We start from the raw sequence: 15,918 nt of genomic DNA on the forward strand, positions 1-15,918 counted from the left end.
TGACACCGGGCAGGGCGGACCACAGCACGGGAGAGGGATGTGACGGCGACACCAGGGCAGCCGGATTCGCCGTCGGTGCCGCGCGCGCACAGCCCGCGCCGCGCCATCCGCCACCCCGTCCCCCGCACCCCGGGCGGTCCGCTCCGGGACGCGCTCACCCTGATGGCGCTGCCGCTGGTGGCCGCGCTGGCGCTGCCCGCCGCCTTCGCGGGCGGTGGCACCCGGCGCTGGTTCGGAGGCCGCGCCGAGAACCAGCGGGCCGAGGCCCAGGCCGCGAAGGACGCCGCGGCGGCCGCCTTCTACGAGCTGGACACCGCCCAGCGCGACCTGCGCATCTCGATAGAGACGATCACCGCTGTCGACGACTCCCCCGCCGCCCGGCGGGCCGTCGCCGATTTCGACGCCCTCGGCAGACGCATCGACGAGGTCAGCCACCGGTACATCAACGCCGTCGACGCCCATGATCTCGACCGCGACGACCTGGAGGCCTCGGCCGCCTCCCGTGCCCGCGCCGAGCTGACCGCCGCCAAGGAGGAACTGGGCCGGGTCAAGCAGGAGCTGGACCGGTTCACCGACGGCCTCGGCCCGCTGCTCGGCAAGGCCGAGACCCAGCTGGCCCGCCTCGCACCCGCCGTGGAACGCGCCCGCCAGGCCCTGCTCGGCGCCTCGAACGCCCTCGACTCGGTACGAGCGTCGAACCTGAAGGCGGACGACCTCGCCGCCCGTCTCGCCACCCTCTCCCCGGAGCTGACCAAGCTGAACCAGGGCGCCGGCCGGCACGGCGTGCCGGAGACCCTGGAGCGGGCCGAGCGGGTCACCCGCGAGGCCGAGGCGATCCGGGTGGAGGCCGAGCGGCTGCCGGACCGCGCCGCCGAGATCGACCACCGGCTCGTCTCCCTGCGCACCCGCGCCCAGGCCCTCACCACCCGCTCCGAGCAGGTGGACCCGATCCTGAGCGAACTCCGCCGCCGCTTCACCGCGGCCTGCTGGCAGGACCTCCAGCGCGTCCCCGACGACGCCGCCGAGCACGTCCGCCAGGCCGAGACCAAGCTGGCCGAGGCCCGCTCCGCCCGTGCCGAGCAGCGCTGGGCCGACGCCACGGCCCTGCTGTCGACCGTACGAGCCCTGCTGAACAGCACCGACGAGGCCGTCTCGGCCGCCGGCGACCGCCTGCACCGCCTCAACGCGGTCCAGAAGGACCCCCAGCAGGAGATCGAGCGCACCCGCTTCGCCATCCGCGACGCCCAGCGCCTCGCCATGGCCGGCCGCCACACCCCCGACCCGCAGGACGCCCGCCCCCTGGACGACGCCGTGGCCCGCCTGGACCGCGCCGTCGCCACCCTCGACGGGCGCCACCCCGACTACTGGCACTTCCTCACGGAGACGGAGGCGATCCGGCAGGCGGCGGCCCGGGTGGTGGGCCGGATCCGCGAGGAGCGAGGGACCGGGCACTGAGCCCGGCCCTCGCCCGTTCTCAGGTGCGGTAGGCGTAGTAGTACGCGTTCGGGTCCGACGCGACGAGGCTCGCCACCGACCTGCGGAGGGTGTTGGTGGAGTGGTACGTCACGTAGGGCACGCCGCCGCTCTTGGACGTGACGATCATCGTGTGGTCCTTGGACCCGTCCCGGTCGAAGTCCATCTGGAGGACGTCACCGACCTCGAGCTGGTAGACGTTGGCGAGCGGCTTGGTCCGCTTGGAGTTCTGGGCGAACCAGGACCACTCGTTGACGCCGATGAACGAGTGCGACTGGATGTCGGCGTTGCCGAACCACTTGGTGTAGTCGTACACGTAGCCGGGTGCGTGCTTCCAGCCGCCCGCCTTCAGGGCCTGGCTGACGAAGTTGGTGCAGTCACCGCCGGCGCCGCGGCCGCTGAAGTCCGGGTAGTCCTTGTTGTAGACGTTCCAGTGCTTCTCGGCGTAGGCCGCCATGGCCTTGTAGTCGTACGTCGTGCCGGTCTTCGGGACGGCGGCCGGGTTGCGGGTGGTCGCCGCGCGCGGGGCGTTCGGCATGGTGTCGTCGGCGGCTGTCGCCTTGACGGGGGCCGGCTTGGAGAGCGTGTTCACCGCGAGACCGCCCTGGTCGGTGTCGCGGATGCCGGTCAGCTGCCAGTCGCCCTGCCGGTCGGCCTTGAAGGTCAGCTCGTGCCGGGCCTGGAAGCCGGTGGTCTTCGGCGCGTCACCACGGGCCTGGGCGTAGGTCAGGGTCGTGGTCTCGGTGACCGCCGCCATTGCCGTACGGCCCGTCACCCGCGTGGCGTCCAGGGTGACGGTGGTGCGGGCCTTGCCGTACTTCTCGCCCGCCTTCGCCAGGCTCTCCTTGCGCTGCTCCAGCGCGGACAGGGTGGCGTCCTCGGAGCGGGCCGTACCGGAGGACAGCTTGACGTCACCGGAGAAGCCGTCGGTCAGCGGCTTGTCCTGATCTGTCTGCCCGCCGTCGACCAGGGCGTTGGTGCGATCGGTGAAGACCGCGTCCGCGAGCCGTTGGAAGGTGGCCTTGGTGCGCGCGTCCACCGACGGGTCGTCCAGGACCGCCGCGCCGGCGCTCCAGTTGGGCAGCAGGGCGACTCCGGCGACGACCGAGGTCGCCGCGGCCCCGAGTATCGTGGCGCGGCGCCGGGCCCCGTTCAACTTCCTTGATTTCACTGGTGTTTTCCCCTCTTGCCCCGGCCAGGGGTTGCCGGGGTACGAGATCTTCGCATGACGTGTGTGGTTATTGTGAAGAGGGTTGCTCCTGTTGCTTCACGGCCGCTTCACGACTCACTTCACGACTCACTTCACGACTCACTTCACGACGGTCGACCAGTCAGGCGACTGCGCCGGGTCCAGGCCGCGCAGCCGCCGCAGCGTCTCGGGCTTCTGCACGTCGAGCCAGTCGGCCAGCTCCCTGAAGGACACGCACTTGACGTCCTTCTTCGTGCACACGCTCTTGATGACCTCGTCGACGGCCCTCATGTAGATGCCGCCGTTCCAGTCCTCGAAGTGGTTGCCGATGAACAGCGGGGCCCGGCTGCCGTAGTACACGCGGTTGAAGCCGGACATGTAGGAGGCGACGGTCTGCTCTTCCCACTCGGGGTACTTCGCCGGGTCGCCCTCGGTCTCGCCCTCGGACTGGTTGTAGAGGAAGTTGAAGTCCATCGACAGGCCCTGGTACTTGCCGCCCTCGTACGGGAGCATCTGCAGCGGGAAGTCCCAGATGCCGTTCTTCTTGACGGGCCATATCTGGAAGTCGCCCGCGGAGCTGGCGTCGTAGCGCCAGTGATAGCCCTCGGCGGCCTTCAGCAGGTTCTTCTGGCCCTCCAGGCAGGGCGCACGGCCGCCGGTGACCTCCTTCCTGATGTCGAACGGCAGCGGGTCGGTTTCCTGGAGGCCGGTGTTGGTCTTCCACTTCTCGACGAACGCGTAGAACTGGTCGATCTCGCTCTTCCACTCCGCGACGCTCCAGTCGCCGCCGCCCTTCTTGCCGCAGAAGTGGCCGTTGAAGTGGGTGCCGATCTCGTTCCCGCCCTGCCACGCCTTGCCGAGCTCCTCCACCGTGGTGCGGATGTGCTCGTCGGTGGCGAAGCTGATCGCCGCCGAGCCCTTGGAGTGCTGAGGCGGGGAGTACAGGTCTTTCTTGCTCTTGGGCAGCAGGTAGATGCCCGTGAGGAAGAAGGTCATGTGGGCGTCGTACTCCTCGGCCAGCTCCCGGTAGTGCGAGAAGAGCCCGTCGTCGCCCTGCAGCGCGCCGTCCCAGGAGAAGACCACGAACTGGGGCGGCTCCTCGCCCGGTGCCAGCGGCTCCGGCTTCAACTGCCCCTTCTGCGGGCCGGTGTAGGAGGTGGAGCCGTCCCCGAGGACCTTGGTCCGGCCGTCCCACCGGGGTTCCTGGTCCGGCCTCGCGGGGGCGTCCTTGCGGCCGCCGGAGGAGGCGGTCGGGGTGGTGGTGTCGGAGCGGGCGAGGACCAGATAGCCCCCGACCAGGGACGCGACGACGAGCAGGGCCGCCAGGGTCAGTATTCCCGGGGGTGTGGTGCGTCGGGGTGCGCGGGGTCGGCGGCGGCGGCCGGACGGTGACTTCATGCGCGGCTCATTCTGCGAGGGGGGTGGGGGGTGTTGCGGTGGTGCCGGGCGTGGGGCGGGCGGGGGTCAGCCGAGGCCCCGGGCCCCGGACCAGATGGTGTACGGGACGCTGTCGCCGGAGGTGCCCGCGATCCCGTTCAGCGGCAGTGGTTCGAGGCTCTTGCCGAGGTCGATGCGGTAGGCCACGACGGCTGTCGACACGGAGTGGGCCGTGCCGACGTACCAGGACGCGGTGTCGTTCTGCACGGTGCCGGCCTTCCCGGCCACCTCGATGGCCGGGTCCGCCCGGGGATGGGCGGTGCGGAAGGCGTCCGTGAGGGCGGACTGGACGGCCGCGGCCACACTCGCCTTCACCGCGCGGCGGGACGCGGGCTTCGTCAGCGTGGCCTCGGAGCCGTTGCGGGTGATCCGGGCCACCGAGTAGGGCTCGGAATGCGTGCCGGCGGCGGCGAACGTGGTGTATCCGCTCGCCATACGGATCGCGCTGGGCGTGGCGCTGCCCAGGGACATCGCGGGCACCTGCGGGCCGAAGCTGGAGGAGAGCAGGCCCGCCGCCTGGGCGGTGTCCCGCACCTCGGCCAGGCCGGTGTCCATGCCGAGCTGCATGAACGGCGTGTTCACCGACAGGGCGAGCGCCCGGCTCAGGCTGATCCGCCCGTAGGACCTCCTGCCGTCGTTGTGGGAGGTGACCTGTTTGCCGCCGCGGTCCCAGTAGGGCCCCTCGGGTGTCCTGACGGGGATGCCGTCGTCCCCGTCGTACAGCGTCCGCGGGGTGACCCTGGTGACGGCGCCGTCCCGGGTCTTGTGCACGCCCTTCTCCAGGGCGGCGGCGTAGACGAACGGCAGGAAGGCCGAACCGGCGGGCACAGTGGTCGCGTTCGACTCGTTGTAGCCCTGCGTACGGTGGTCGGGGCCGCCGTGGACGGCGAGGATCCGCCCGTCGGTGGCCACCGAGGCGGCGCCGAAGTGCAGGGACTTCGCCTTGGCCGCGTCGGCCTTCAGCGCCCGCGCGCGAGCCTGGGCCACGGCGTCGGTGAGCGCGGTCTCCTGCTTGCGGTCGAAGGTCGTGTAGATCTGGTAGCCGCCGAGGTCGAACTCCCTGGCCGAGATGTGCGCGGCCTTCTTGGCGTACTGGGCGGCCAGCTCCACGAGGTAGTCGCTCTGCTTGCCGGTGTCGTACCCCGGCGCCCGCTTCAGCGGCTCGGGGAACGTCGCGTACCGGGCACGCTCGGACTTCGAGAGCGTGCCGTTCTCGACCATGCGGTCGAGAATCCATGACCAACGCTCCACCGCCCGGGCGTGGTTGGCCTTGCTCAGAGCCGGGTCGTAGAGCCCCGCGCCCTTGAGGAGGGAGGCGAGGAAGGCGGCCTCTCCGACGTCGAGTTCGCCGACGTCCTTGCCGTAGTAGGCCTGCGCGGCCCGCTGGATGCCGTAGGTGCCGCGGCCGAACCAGCTGGTGTTGAGGTAACCCTGGAGGATGTCGTCCTTGCTCATCCCGTTGTCGAGCTTGAGGGCGAGCATGGCCTCGGTGAACTTGCGGCCGACCGAGCGGTCCTGGTTGAGGTAGACGTTCTTGACGTACTGCTGGGTGATGGTGGAGCCGCCCTGGGTGTCTCCCCGGCCGACGGTGCGCCACAGGGCGCGGGTGAGGCCGCTGAAGGAGATGCCGGGGTCGCTGTAGAAGCTCGCGTTCTCCGCCGCCAGCACCGCGTCGCGGACGTCCTCGGGGATGTCCTTCAGCGGCATCGCCTGCCGCCGCACCCAGCCGGTGCGTGCCATGGGCGTCCCGTCGGACCAGAAGTAGACGTTGTCCTGCTGGGTCGCGTACGAGTTGAGGTTCTCCGGGATGTCGGTGGCGGCGTAGGCGACACCCAGGAAACCGGTGGTCAGGCCGGTGAGGGTCAGCGCGGCGCCGAGCCACTGCCGCCCGGAGGGCGCCCAGCGACGCCAGCCGGTGCGGTCGGTGTGCGGGTAGCAGGGCCGGAGCCGGAGGAGCGGGGCCCGCAGGGGGCGCGCGGCGGCGCGTATGCGGGACAGCGGAGAAGGGCGGGGAGCTCTGCGCCGACGGCGCGGCACTCCGGATCCACTCCCGCCGGATTCGTTCCCACCCGATTCCGGATTTCCCGACTGGCGCGCATATTGCGCATTCTCTACACATAAGGAAGCGGGAGCCTTCAATTGCATGGTCTCTTCCGGCTCCCAGCCAGCCCTGGTCACGGCTGCGTCACCCTCCCCGCTTACTGTGGTGCTCGCGGGAAAGCTACCAGCGGCCTTTACAACTTCTCCACACTGGTGCGGCGGAAATGATCGATTAATCTGTCCCCATGCCTCGCTACGAGTACCGTTGCCGGACCTGCGGCGACACCTTCGAACTGAGCCGTCCCATGGCGGAGTCCTCCGACCCCGCGGCCTGCCCGTCGGGCCATGACGACACGGTGAAGCTCCTCTCCACGGTCGCGGTGGCCGGCTCGGCCTCCGCCCCGGCACCGGCACCCCGCGCGGGCGGTGGCGGCGGTTGCTGCGGTGGGGGCTGCTGCGGCTGACCCGCTTCCTCAGGTGTCCTTCAGCTTCGGTTTCCTAGCGTGGCGGCATGACAGCCATCGCAGCCGCCGCGGACGCCGGACCGCAGTGGGTCAACGACCTGATGGACGCGCTGGGCGCGCCGGGTGCCGGTCTCGCCATCGCCCTGGAGAACCTGTTCCCGCCGCTGCCCAGCGAGGTGATCCTGCCCCTCGCCGGGTTCGCCGCGAGCAGCGGGCGGATGAGCCTGCTCGCCGTCCTGCTGTGGACGACGGCCGGCTCGGTGATCGGCGCGCTCGCGCTGTACGGAATCGGTGCGCTGCTCGGCCGTGACCGGACGGTGGCGATAGCGGGCCGGCTGCCGCTGGTGAAGGTCGCGGACATCGAGAAGACGGAGGCCTGGTTCCTCAAGCACGGCACCAAGGCCGTGTTCTTCGGCCGGATGATCCCGATCTTCCGCAGCCTGATCTCCGTTCCGGCGGGTGTCGAGCGCATGCGCCTGCCGGTCTTCCTGGGCCTGACCACCCTCGGCAGCGCGATCTGGAACACGGTGTTCGTCCTCGCGGGCTACCTGCTGGGCGCGAACTGGCACCAGGTCTCGGACATCGTCTCGACCTACTCGAAGGTGGTCCTCGCCGTGGCTGCCGTGGCGGTGGCGGCGTTCATCGCGGTACGGCTCCTCCGACGCCCCGAAGGGGCGCGGGGCCGAGTCGATCAGCGGCTCCGCCGCGGGGCGCGAACGGCCACAACAACGCCGCACCCGCACGACGACCAGGACACCCGGGTTCTCAGGCGCCCCGCACTGCCCCCAGAAACTCCCGCAGGATCCGCTCCCCGGCGAGAACGCCCCGTTCGGGAAGCACCCTGACCGAGGGAGCCGTGAAACCGGTGTCGGCCAGCTCCCCGTGGCCCGGGCGCCAGCCCTGGTCCGCCGCGAGGAGCAGGTCCGCGTCGAGCAGTGAGTCGCCCGCGGCGAGGGTGAGTTCGGCCCCGGTCCGCCGGGCGACCTCACGCAGCGCCGCGCTCTTGGTGAGCGGCTTGGGCACCGCGTAGATCTTGCGGCCCTGCAGGGACACCGTCCAGCCGCGGTTCTCGGCCCACACCGCGAGTTCCTTCACCCAGTCCTCGTCGAGCAGTTCCCGCTCGACCACGAGGTAGGCGAAGAGGTCGTCGGCGACGCGGTGCTTGCGCACCCAGACCGGGTCGGCGGCCCTCAGCAGGTGTTCCTGCACCTCGGCGAGGGGCGCGCACTGGTCGGCCAGCCGTGCGGTCACCTGGGCGTGCCAGTCGGGGTCGGAGACCCCGTCCACCATGAGGTGGCCGCCGTTGGCGCAGATCGCGTACGTGGGCTCGGGGCCCGGCAGGTTGATGCGCTGGTACTGCTTGCGCGTCCGGGTCGTCGTCGGCACGAACACGGCCGCGTCGCCCAGGTCGGTGAGGAGCTGGGCCGCCGTCTCCGTCATGTACGACAGCGGCTTGCTCTCGTGCACCTCCACGCACAGCAGCCGGGGCGCCCGGGCGTCCGGCATGGTCAGCGCCAGGGCGGCGGCGGAGTAGATCAGGGTGCGATCGAGGTCGCTGGCGACTAGTGCGCGCATCAGACCGACACCGCCTTGCCGTCGGCGCCGGTCGCGCCCCGGGTGTACTTGGGGTGGATCAACCCGACACAGGTGTAGGGCAGTTCGGCGGTCTCCTCGACGGGCACGCCGCGTTGCTCGGCGAGCAGGCGTACATGGTCGAGGTCGCTGCCCGCCCCGGCCCGGGCCAGGATCTTCCAGGGCACGCGGCGCAGCAGCACCCGGGTGGTCTCGCCGACGCCGGGCTTGACGAGGTTCACGTCGTGGATGCCGTACTCCTCACAGATGCGCTCGACGGCGGCCCAGCCCTCCCAGGTGGGTGAGCGGTCGGCGGCGAGCAGTTCCTTGGCCTGGGCGCAGGCGGCGTCCTCGACCTCGGGGAAGCGGGCGGACACGGCGTCCAGGAAGGTCACCGAGACGTCGGTGCCGGCGAGTTCGCGGTAGAACTTCGCGCCGTGGAAGTCGTGCGGACCGACCAGGTCCGCCCGCAGCACGGTCCGCGAGATCAGGCCGGACACGGTCGAGTTGAGGCAGGCGGAGGGGATGAGGAAGTCCTCCCGGGTGCCGTAGGTCCGTACGCAGGAGCCCGGGTCGGCCAGGACCGCGATCTCGGGGCTGAAGCCGGTGATGCCGTCGGACTTCTCGAACTCCTCCAGGGCCTGGGCGAGTTCGCGGGTGATGGCGCCCTTGCCGGTCCAGCCGTCGACGAAGACGACGTCCCGCGGGTCGTGGTGCGCGGCGAGCCAGCGCAGCGCGTTGGCGTCGATGCCGCGCCCCCGGACGATCGAGACGGCGTAGTGCGGCAGGTCGAGGCCGTGCCGGTGCCGGGCCCAGCGGCGCATGAGGATGCCGACGGGTGTTCCCGCGCGGGCCAGGGAGACCAGGACCGGGCGGGGACCGCGTTCGGCGAGGATCGTCTCCGTGACCACGCCGGTCGCCTGGGCGATACGGGCCGCCGAGTCGTCCAGCGCGGCGTGGAACAGTTCCTGGTACCGCTCGCTCGGCTGGTACTCCACGGGCAGCGACTCCGCGTAGTGCGCGCCGCCGCTCTGGATGGCCTCCTCGCGCTCCTCGGTCGGCGCCTCCAGGGTCACGTCCGAGAGGTCCCGCAGCAGCCAGCCGACCTCCTCGGGCGCGTACGAGGAGAACGCGGGGCCGCGCAGGGGCTCGGGCAGCATTGAGGGCCTTTCGGGGACGTACGACGGTATGACGGCGAGCAGGACCCGCGGCGTGTGCGCGGCGAGCCGGGCCAGCAGTCCGTCGGGCGCGTGCAGCGCGGGGGTGTCCCCGGCCGAGTCGACCACCACGACGACGGCGTCGAATCCGGCACCGGCGACGTTGTAGGCGTACCGCTCGCCCGGGCCGTCCGCGGGGTCGTCGTGGGCGGGGAAGGCGAGGCGGGTGCGTATCGCGTAGCCCGGGTCGTCGACGGCCAGGACGGGTGAGCGGGTGGTGGTCGAGTAACGGACCTCGACGTCCGCGGTCCGCTCCAGCGCGTGGGCGAGCCTGAGGGGGGCGTACATCAGCTCCTCGAAGCCGAGGATGTGCACGCGGCGGGCGTTCGGGGGCAGGGCGTCGGCGATCCGGGCGGCCATGCCGGGCAGGGCGGCCTCCAAGCGCTCCCGATGGGCCGGGGTGAACCCGTGCCGGGCGCCGTCCGGCAGGTTGGCTGGCCAGTGCAGGTCTATGCGGTTGTATCCCGAGTGCGGACCGGTGGGGGCTTGTCGCGCAGTTCCCCGCGCCCCTAGGGGGTTGGCCTCCTGGTCGGCTTCGACGGCTGCGCCGTTGTTTGGGGGCGCGGGGAACTGCGCGACAAGCCCCGACGGCGCCGCAGACGAAACACCACCTGCCTCGGCACTGTCGGACTCGTACCGCGCCACCAGCTCCTGCCCCTTCTCCAGCACCCCCTCGGGCAGCCGCACAGTCCCGGAAGCCGCCGCCACAAGATCCACCCGCGCCCCGATCTCCCGCGCGAACTCCTCCAGCCGCCCCGCATCCTCCGCCGACCGCATGTCCACCAGCGCCACCACGACATACCTCCGCCGCGGATACCGCCCATGAAGATCACGGACAGTGTTGAGCACCGTGTTCCCCGTGGAGAACTCATCGTCGACCAGGACCAGCGGCCCGTCCCCGGTCAGCAGCGCGGGATCCTCCGGCAGGAGCAGATGCGAGGTCGCGTGCGAGTGGGCCTCCTCGAAGCCGCCGGCCGCCGCGATACCGGCGACGGGGCGGCGCGTGGAGTGCAGGTAGGGGGCGAGGCCGAGCCCGTCGGCGACGGAGTGGCCGAGGCCGGTCGCGGTCTCCGCGTAGCCGAGGACGACCGCCCGGGCCGACTCCTCCTCGCCCAGCAGCGCTCGCACCCGGCGGCCGAGCTCCACGCCCTGGCCGTAGACGACGGACGGCGACTGCGGCACATGCTTGCCCAGCACGTTCGACACCAGCAGATGGGCCCGCTTGGGGTTGCGCCGCAGCGCCAGCCCCAGCAGGTCGGTCAGCCGGTCCTCGCCGACGAGCTCGACGCCGAGCCGCTCCGCGACCCAGCTGCCGGACCAGACACCGCCGGCTTCGTCGCGCACCTCGCCGTGCACCCCCTCGTTCACTGCCTTCTCCACCAACCGTTCGAATTCTTCGGATGCCGTGCGTTCAGCCGGGCAGGCCGGCGGCGAGCAGTTCCACGAAGCCGATGTCCCCGTTGGCCACGCCGAAAACCTCGGCACGCAGCAGGGTCCGCTCGGCCCAGGCCCGATGCGGCTTCACCTCGTTCATCTTGTTCGTGTACGCCGATCGAAGCACACCCCCGCCGCCGCGCTCGGGGCGCAGGATGTCCTGGGCGTCCGAGAACTCCTCGTGGCTGACGACCGACAGGGCGTGCACCGGAAGCACGTGGGAGGGGTGGATGCAGGTCTTGCCCAGCAGGCCGTTGGCGTGGTCCAGGGAGATCTCCCTCAGCAGGCCGTCCATGGCGTGCTCAATCAGCTTCTCGCGCAGTTCAGCGGCCTGCACCTCAAGGAAGGGGCTCTGCCGCAGCAGCGGCTTGAACATGCGCTCCTGGACCCGGAAGTACTCCCACACCGGCCCGGTCACGGTGAAGCCGGTCCCGTCGGCGCGGCCCAGCATGTTCACCACGTCGGCGATCACGGAAGCGACGATCTGCACGTCGTACGCCGTCATGTCGGGGCCTCTGCGCAGCCCGTAGGAGGAGCAGAAGTCCGTCACGCCGAGGCGCAGGGCGAGCACGCGGTCGCGGTACTTGTCGACGGCCCGGGAGATGCCCTCCAGGGTCTCCACACGGGACTCGCGGTAGAGCAGCTCCGGGGACTCCAGCACGGGCATGGCGAAAAGGCGACGGCCGCTTTCGGCCTCGGCGGTCGCCATCGCCTCCAGGAAGGGGATGCCGCGTTCCTCGGTGAACTTCGGCAGTACGAAACCGGAGAGCAGCCGGGCGGAGGGGCCGAGCCGTCGCACGAGGTCGGGGATCTGCCCGGGGGCGCGGACCCGGATGAACAGCAGGGGCAGGTCGGCGTCCGGGAGGGCGGCGAGCGCCCTGAACTGGCGGACGAGGTTCTCCTCGCCCGGGCCGACGTCCGCGTCGTCGATCGAGTCCTCGAGGCACACCACCATCGAGACGACACCGCGCCCGGCCTGCTTGAGGACGTCGTCGGCGAGACGCGGCCGGGTGGCCGGGCTGTAGAGCGTGGCGCCCAGGGCCGCCGCGAGCAGCCGGGCCGGGGAGTCCGGCGTGAACACACACGGCTCGCGGTGGAAGAGACGCTTCCGCACCTCAGGCGCGATGTGCCCGAAATGACGCATGGAACTCCCCCGTGGTTGTCGTGCGGCCTGCGAATCGTCGAAAGGTGGCCGGTAATAGTACGTAGAAGTCCATGTCAGAGGTTCCCGTCAGGCATGAATTTCAGGTAACGCGGGCAAGCACAGCCAGGCCCGGCCAAGACGACGGTAGTCCGCGACGGCCGTCGGCGCCGCTCGTGGCGCCCGGCCCCCGCGTTGTCGTGAGCAGGACCGAGAAGGCAGGATGACCGCATGACGCACGCGATGCTGAAGGGGTCGAACGTCCCGCTGGAAGCCACCACGGTGCGCGCCGTGCTGCGCTGGACACCCGGACAGGGGGTTCCGGACGTCGATGCCTCCGCGCTGCTCCTCGGCCCCGACGGTCGTGTGCGCTCCGACGAGGACTTCGTCTTCTACAACCAGCCCCGGCACCCCTCGGGGAAGGTGTGGCGGCTCGGCAAGAAGCGGGCCGCCGAGGGCCTGACCGACACGATCCAGACAGAGCTCACCGGTGTCGAGTCGGGAGTCAGCCGGATTCTGCTGGTCGCATCGGCGGACGGCGTCTCCTTCGACCGCGTGCAGGCGCTGCGCATTCTGCTGTACGACGCGGCGGGCAGCGAGGCGGAAGCCCTGGCGTACTTCGACGTCAAGCCCGAGACCGGCGAGGAGACCGCGCTGATCTGCGGCGAGCTGTACCGGCGCGGCGAGGGCTGGAAGTTCCGGGCACTGGGCGAGGGCTATTCGAACGGGCTGCAGGGGCTGGCGACCGACTACGGCATCTCGGTGGACGAGTCGGAGGCCGCGCAGGAGACGTCGGCCCTGTCCACCAACGCCGCGACCACGCAGCAGCCCGCCCCCGAGGTGTCGCGGCCGCTGCCTCCGGAGCAGCCGACCGCCGTCCCCGCGCAGCCCGCGTACGGCTATCCGCCCCAGCAGCCCCCGACGACCCAGCCGGCGTACGGCTATCCGCAGCCCGCGAGCCAGCCCGCGTACGGCTACCCCCAGGCACCGGCCGCGGCGGGCGTCACGGGGGCGCAGACCGGCTACGGCTACCCGCCGCCGGTCACCGCGGCCCCCGACCCGGACTTCCGCCTGCCTCCGCAGGGCCCGCAGTTCATCGGACGCTGAGAAGCCCCGGGCCCGCACCCTTGAGGGCGGGCCCTCAGCGCTCCACCTTCGTCTTGTAGCCCCGGCCCCACTGCAGACCCCACCCGTACAGGCGGTCCAGCTCGGCCTGGAACCCGTAGACGAACTTCGCCTCGCGGCGCACGATGATCTCGTCGTTCTTGATCTTCTCGATCATGACGACGGCGCAGGAGCGCGCCTGCGGCTGGCGTTCGTCGAGGTGGATCTCGATGCGCGGGCCGCTGCTCGGGTAGAGGGTGACGCTGGCGTGGGTGCGGTCGAAGGCGGGTGTCTGGTCGTAGATGTAGACGAAGACCAGGAGCCGCTTGATGTTCTCGCGGTGGTCGAGGTTGATGTACATCGTCTCGCCGGACCCGGAGCCGAACCGGTCGTCGCCGCTGAGCTTGACGTACGGCGGGGCGTTGACGTCGCCGAAGTAGCCCCCGAGGGGCTGGACGACGCCCTTGGTGCCGTCCTGGAGCTCGTAGAGGCAGCCCAGGTCGAGGTCGACGTTGACCATGCTCTGGCTGTGGCCGACGACCTCGGGTGGTTTGAGGGCCCGGAAGGGGTGCCGCAGCAGGCTCTCGCGCTGCGGGCCGCCGATGTCGGACGTGCGCATCCGCCAGCTCAGGTTGACGCGCAGATGGCCGGTGGCCGCGTCCTGCTTGGTGAGTGATATCTGTGCGCGCCGCTTGGTCAGTTCGATCGCGTTCGTCGCCGCGTGGCCCGAGTCGAACTGCACATCGCGCCCGCGCCGAAGTCCGTCGAACAGGCCCATTCCGCCCCCCACGTTCACTTGGAGACCGCAGGTCATCGCATGGCCCACGGCCTTGACGACCGACGGGGCGGCGCCGAGGACTCGCCTCGGCAGCCGCCCCGCACAGAGCGTTCCTCACCCGGAGGGGTGTCACACCCCGGAGGAGACCTCAGTCTTCTCGTCCGAGCCGGCTTCTCCCTCGGCCGCCGCGATGGCGCGGTTGCGGCGCACGGAGGACCAGAAGGAGGCGCCGATCAGGATGACGCCGATGGAGCCGGTGATGAACTCGTTGATCTCGTACTGGATGGTGACGAGGAGGACCGCGGCGAGCGCGCCGATGGCGTAGTGGGCGCCGTGCTCCAGGTAGACGTAGTCGTCGAGGGTGCCCTCGCGGACCAGGTAGACCGTCAGCGACCGGACGTACATGGCACCGATGCCGAGGCCGAGGGCCATCAGCACGATGTCGTTGGTGATGGCGAAGGCGCCGATCACACCGTCGAAGGAGAAGGACGCGTCCAGGACCTCGAGGTAGAGGAACATGAAGAACGCGGCCTTGCCGGCCAGCTTCACCGCCGACTTGGGCTTGCCTTCGCGGGCGGCCTTCTCCTCGGCCTCGTGCTCGCGCTCCTCCTCCTCTTCGAGCTTGTCCTCGAAGTAGCCGGAGAGGCCGCCGACGATCATGTAGGTGATCAAACCGCCGATACCGGCCAGCAGGACGGTCTCCGCCTTGTCGGCGTGTGTGCCGCCGTGCTGGTGGGCGTTGGCGCCGAAGGTGATCGAGGAGATCAGCAGGACGATCAGGGCGATGCAGACCGACAGCATGTCGACCTTGCCGAGCTTGGCCAGCGGGCGCTCCAGCCAGCCGAGCCACTTGATGTCACGGTCCTCGAAGATGAAGTCGAGGAAGATCATCAGCAGGAACATGCCACCGAAGGCGGCGATCGACGGGTGGGCGTCGGTGACGTACTGCTGGTACTGGTCCTTGTCGGTGAGCGCGAGGTCGACGGCCTCGAGCGGGCCCAGCTGGGCGCTGAGCGCGACGATCACGACGGGGAAGATCAGCCGCATACCGAAGACGGCGATCAGGATGCCGATCGTGAGGAAGATCTTCTGCCAGAAGGCATTCATCTTCTTCAGGATCCCGGCGTTGACCACCGCGTTGTCGAAGGACAGCGAGATCTCGAGGACGGACAGGATCGCTACGACGCCGAACGCGGTCCACCCTCCGTAGAGAACCGCTGCGACCAGGCCGAGCGCGGTGACCGCGAACGACCACCCGAAGGTTTTCAGAACCACTGGCTACCCAATCGTGTGTGTACGGGGCTCCCCCGCGCCGTACCCGGCTTTACGAACTTTTGAAGCCGAAGTCTAGTCCGGCCCCCTCCATACCCCACCGGGCCCCGGATTTTGCTCATAACGCGTTATGAGACGTTGACTCCGAAGTCCAGCGCGATCCCCCGCAGCCCCGACGCGTACCCCTGCCCCACCGCCCTGAACTTCCATTCGCCTTGGTAGCGATAGACCTCACCGAAGATCATCGCGGTCTCCGTGGAGGCGTCCTCGCTCAGGTCGTAGCGGGCGAGTTCCTGGCCGTCCGCCTGGTTCACGACGCGGATGAAGGCGTTGCTGACCTGGCCGAAGGTCTGGCCGCGCTCGTCGGCCATGTGGATCGAGACGGGGAAGACGATCTTGTCGCACCCCGGCGGCACCTTGGAGAGGTCGATCAGGAGCGACTCGTCGTCGCCGTCGCCCTCACCGGTGAGGTTGTCACCGGTGTGCTCCACCGAACCGTCCGGGCTCTTGAGCTGGTTGTAGAACACGAACCACTCGTCCCCGAGCACGCGCCCGCCACTGCACATCAGGGCGCTGGCGTCGAGGTCGAAGGGGGCTCCGGTGGTGGAGCGCGCGTCCCAGCCGAGCCCGATCATCACCTGCGTGAGGTTCGGTGCGGCTTTGGACAGGGAGACATTGCCTCCCTTGGCGAGCGTGACGCCCATGATTCCCTCCCCGGGTGTTCTTTCTGAGGTGGTCCTGCACAGCACCGCCCGGACGGACGCGGCCAGGGCCGAGGAGTCCTGGCCCGCGCCCCA

General features: G+C 70.4%; 13 protein-coding genes. 4 read left to right on the plus strand and 9 right to left on the minus strand.

From position 1 onward, the window contains the following. Nucleotides 1-39: 39 nt before the first annotated feature. Complete coding sequence (locus ACWIF2_RS04540) at nt 40-1,455, plus strand: hypothetical protein (protein WP_454358560.1); 1,416 nt, start codon at nt 40-42, stop codon at nt 1,453-1,455. Nucleotides 1,456-1,474: 19 nt separating this feature from the next. Here the strand turns inward: ACWIF2_RS04540 and ACWIF2_RS04545 are convergent, their stop codons facing one another. The 3 genes from ACWIF2_RS04545 to ACWIF2_RS04555 form a co-directional block, all read right to left on the minus strand. Continuing rightward, a complete protein-coding gene (locus ACWIF2_RS04545; RefSeq protein ID WP_454358561.1) occupies nt 1,475-2,629 on the minus strand; it encodes an amidase domain-containing protein in 1,155 nt (384 codons plus the stop codon). Between the two features lie 153 nt (nt 2,630-2,782). Further along, the gene (locus tag ACWIF2_RS04550; RefSeq protein WP_454358562.1) at nt 2,783-4,060 is read right to left on the minus strand and encodes a hypothetical protein; all 1,278 of its coding nucleotides are present in this window, start codon (nt 4,058-4,060) and stop codon (nt 2,783-2,785) included. Between the two features lie 66 nt (nt 4,061-4,126). Beyond that, nucleotides 4,127-6,244, minus strand: a complete 2,118-nt coding sequence (locus ACWIF2_RS04555; protein ID WP_454358575.1) for a transglycosylase domain-containing protein — start codon at nt 6,242-6,244, stop codon at nt 4,127-4,129. Nucleotides 6,245-6,384: 140 nt separating this feature from the next. Here ACWIF2_RS04555 and ACWIF2_RS04560 point away from each other — a divergent pair, with 140 nt between their 5' ends. Beyond that, nucleotides 6,385-6,603: an FmdB family zinc ribbon protein gene (locus ACWIF2_RS04560; RefSeq protein ID WP_382492939.1), complete on the plus strand. Its 219-nt coding sequence runs from the start codon at nt 6,385-6,387 to the stop codon at nt 6,601-6,603. A 47-nt stretch (nt 6,604-6,650) separates the two neighbouring features. Beyond that, complete coding sequence (locus ACWIF2_RS04565) at nt 6,651-7,448, plus strand: DedA family protein (RefSeq protein ID WP_454358563.1); 798 nt, start codon at nt 6,651-6,653, stop codon at nt 7,446-7,448. Here ACWIF2_RS04565 and ACWIF2_RS04570 read toward each other — a convergent pair. The 3 genes from ACWIF2_RS04570 to ACWIF2_RS04580 are packed head-to-tail and all read right to left on the minus strand — an operon-like array spanning nt 7,369 to nt 11,970. Then, a complete protein-coding gene (locus ACWIF2_RS04570; protein ID WP_454358564.1) occupies nt 7,369-8,178 on the minus strand; it encodes an HAD family hydrolase in 810 nt (269 codons plus the stop codon). The genes ACWIF2_RS04565 and ACWIF2_RS04570 overlap by 80 nt on opposite strands. Then, nucleotides 8,178-10,772, minus strand: coding sequence for a phosphoribosyltransferase (locus ACWIF2_RS04575; protein ID WP_454358565.1), 2,595 nt, complete (start codon nt 10,770-10,772; stop codon nt 8,178-8,180). The genes ACWIF2_RS04570 and ACWIF2_RS04575 overlap by 1 nt, the downstream gene beginning before the upstream one ends. A gap of 31 nt (nt 10,773-10,803) precedes the next feature. Next, on the minus strand, nt 10,804-11,970 hold the full coding sequence (locus tag ACWIF2_RS04580; protein ID WP_454358566.1) for an HpcH/HpaI aldolase/citrate lyase family protein: 1,167 nt from the start codon (nt 11,968-11,970) through the stop codon (nt 10,804-10,806). A gap of 228 nt (nt 11,971-12,198) precedes the next feature. Here ACWIF2_RS04580 and ACWIF2_RS04585 point away from each other — a divergent pair, with 228 nt between their 5' ends. Further along, nucleotides 12,199-13,074: a TerD family protein gene (locus ACWIF2_RS04585; RefSeq protein ID WP_454358567.1), complete on the plus strand. Its 876-nt coding sequence runs from the start codon at nt 12,199-12,201 to the stop codon at nt 13,072-13,074. 34 nt (nt 13,075-13,108) lie between these two features. On the opposite strand, the gene ACWIF2_RS04590 is transcribed toward ACWIF2_RS04585, so the two are convergent. The 3 genes from ACWIF2_RS04590 to ACWIF2_RS04600 form a co-directional block, all read right to left on the minus strand. Beyond that, complete coding sequence (locus tag ACWIF2_RS04590) at nt 13,109-13,849, minus strand: TerD family protein (RefSeq protein WP_382595151.1); 741 nt, start codon at nt 13,847-13,849, stop codon at nt 13,109-13,111. A 129-nt stretch (nt 13,850-13,978) separates the two neighbouring features. Continuing rightward, the gene (locus tag ACWIF2_RS04595) at nt 13,979-15,124 is read right to left on the minus strand and encodes a DUF475 domain-containing protein (RefSeq protein ID WP_454358568.1); all 1,146 of its coding nucleotides are present in this window, start codon (nt 15,122-15,124) and stop codon (nt 13,979-13,981) included. A gap of 125 nt (nt 15,125-15,249) precedes the next feature. Next, nucleotides 15,250-15,825: a TerD family protein gene (locus ACWIF2_RS04600; protein ID WP_454358569.1), complete on the minus strand. Its 576-nt coding sequence runs from the start codon at nt 15,823-15,825 to the stop codon at nt 15,250-15,252. Nucleotides 15,826-15,918: the final 93 nt, after the last annotated feature.

This window comes from Streptomyces sp. NPDC055506, from assembly GCF_053643595.1.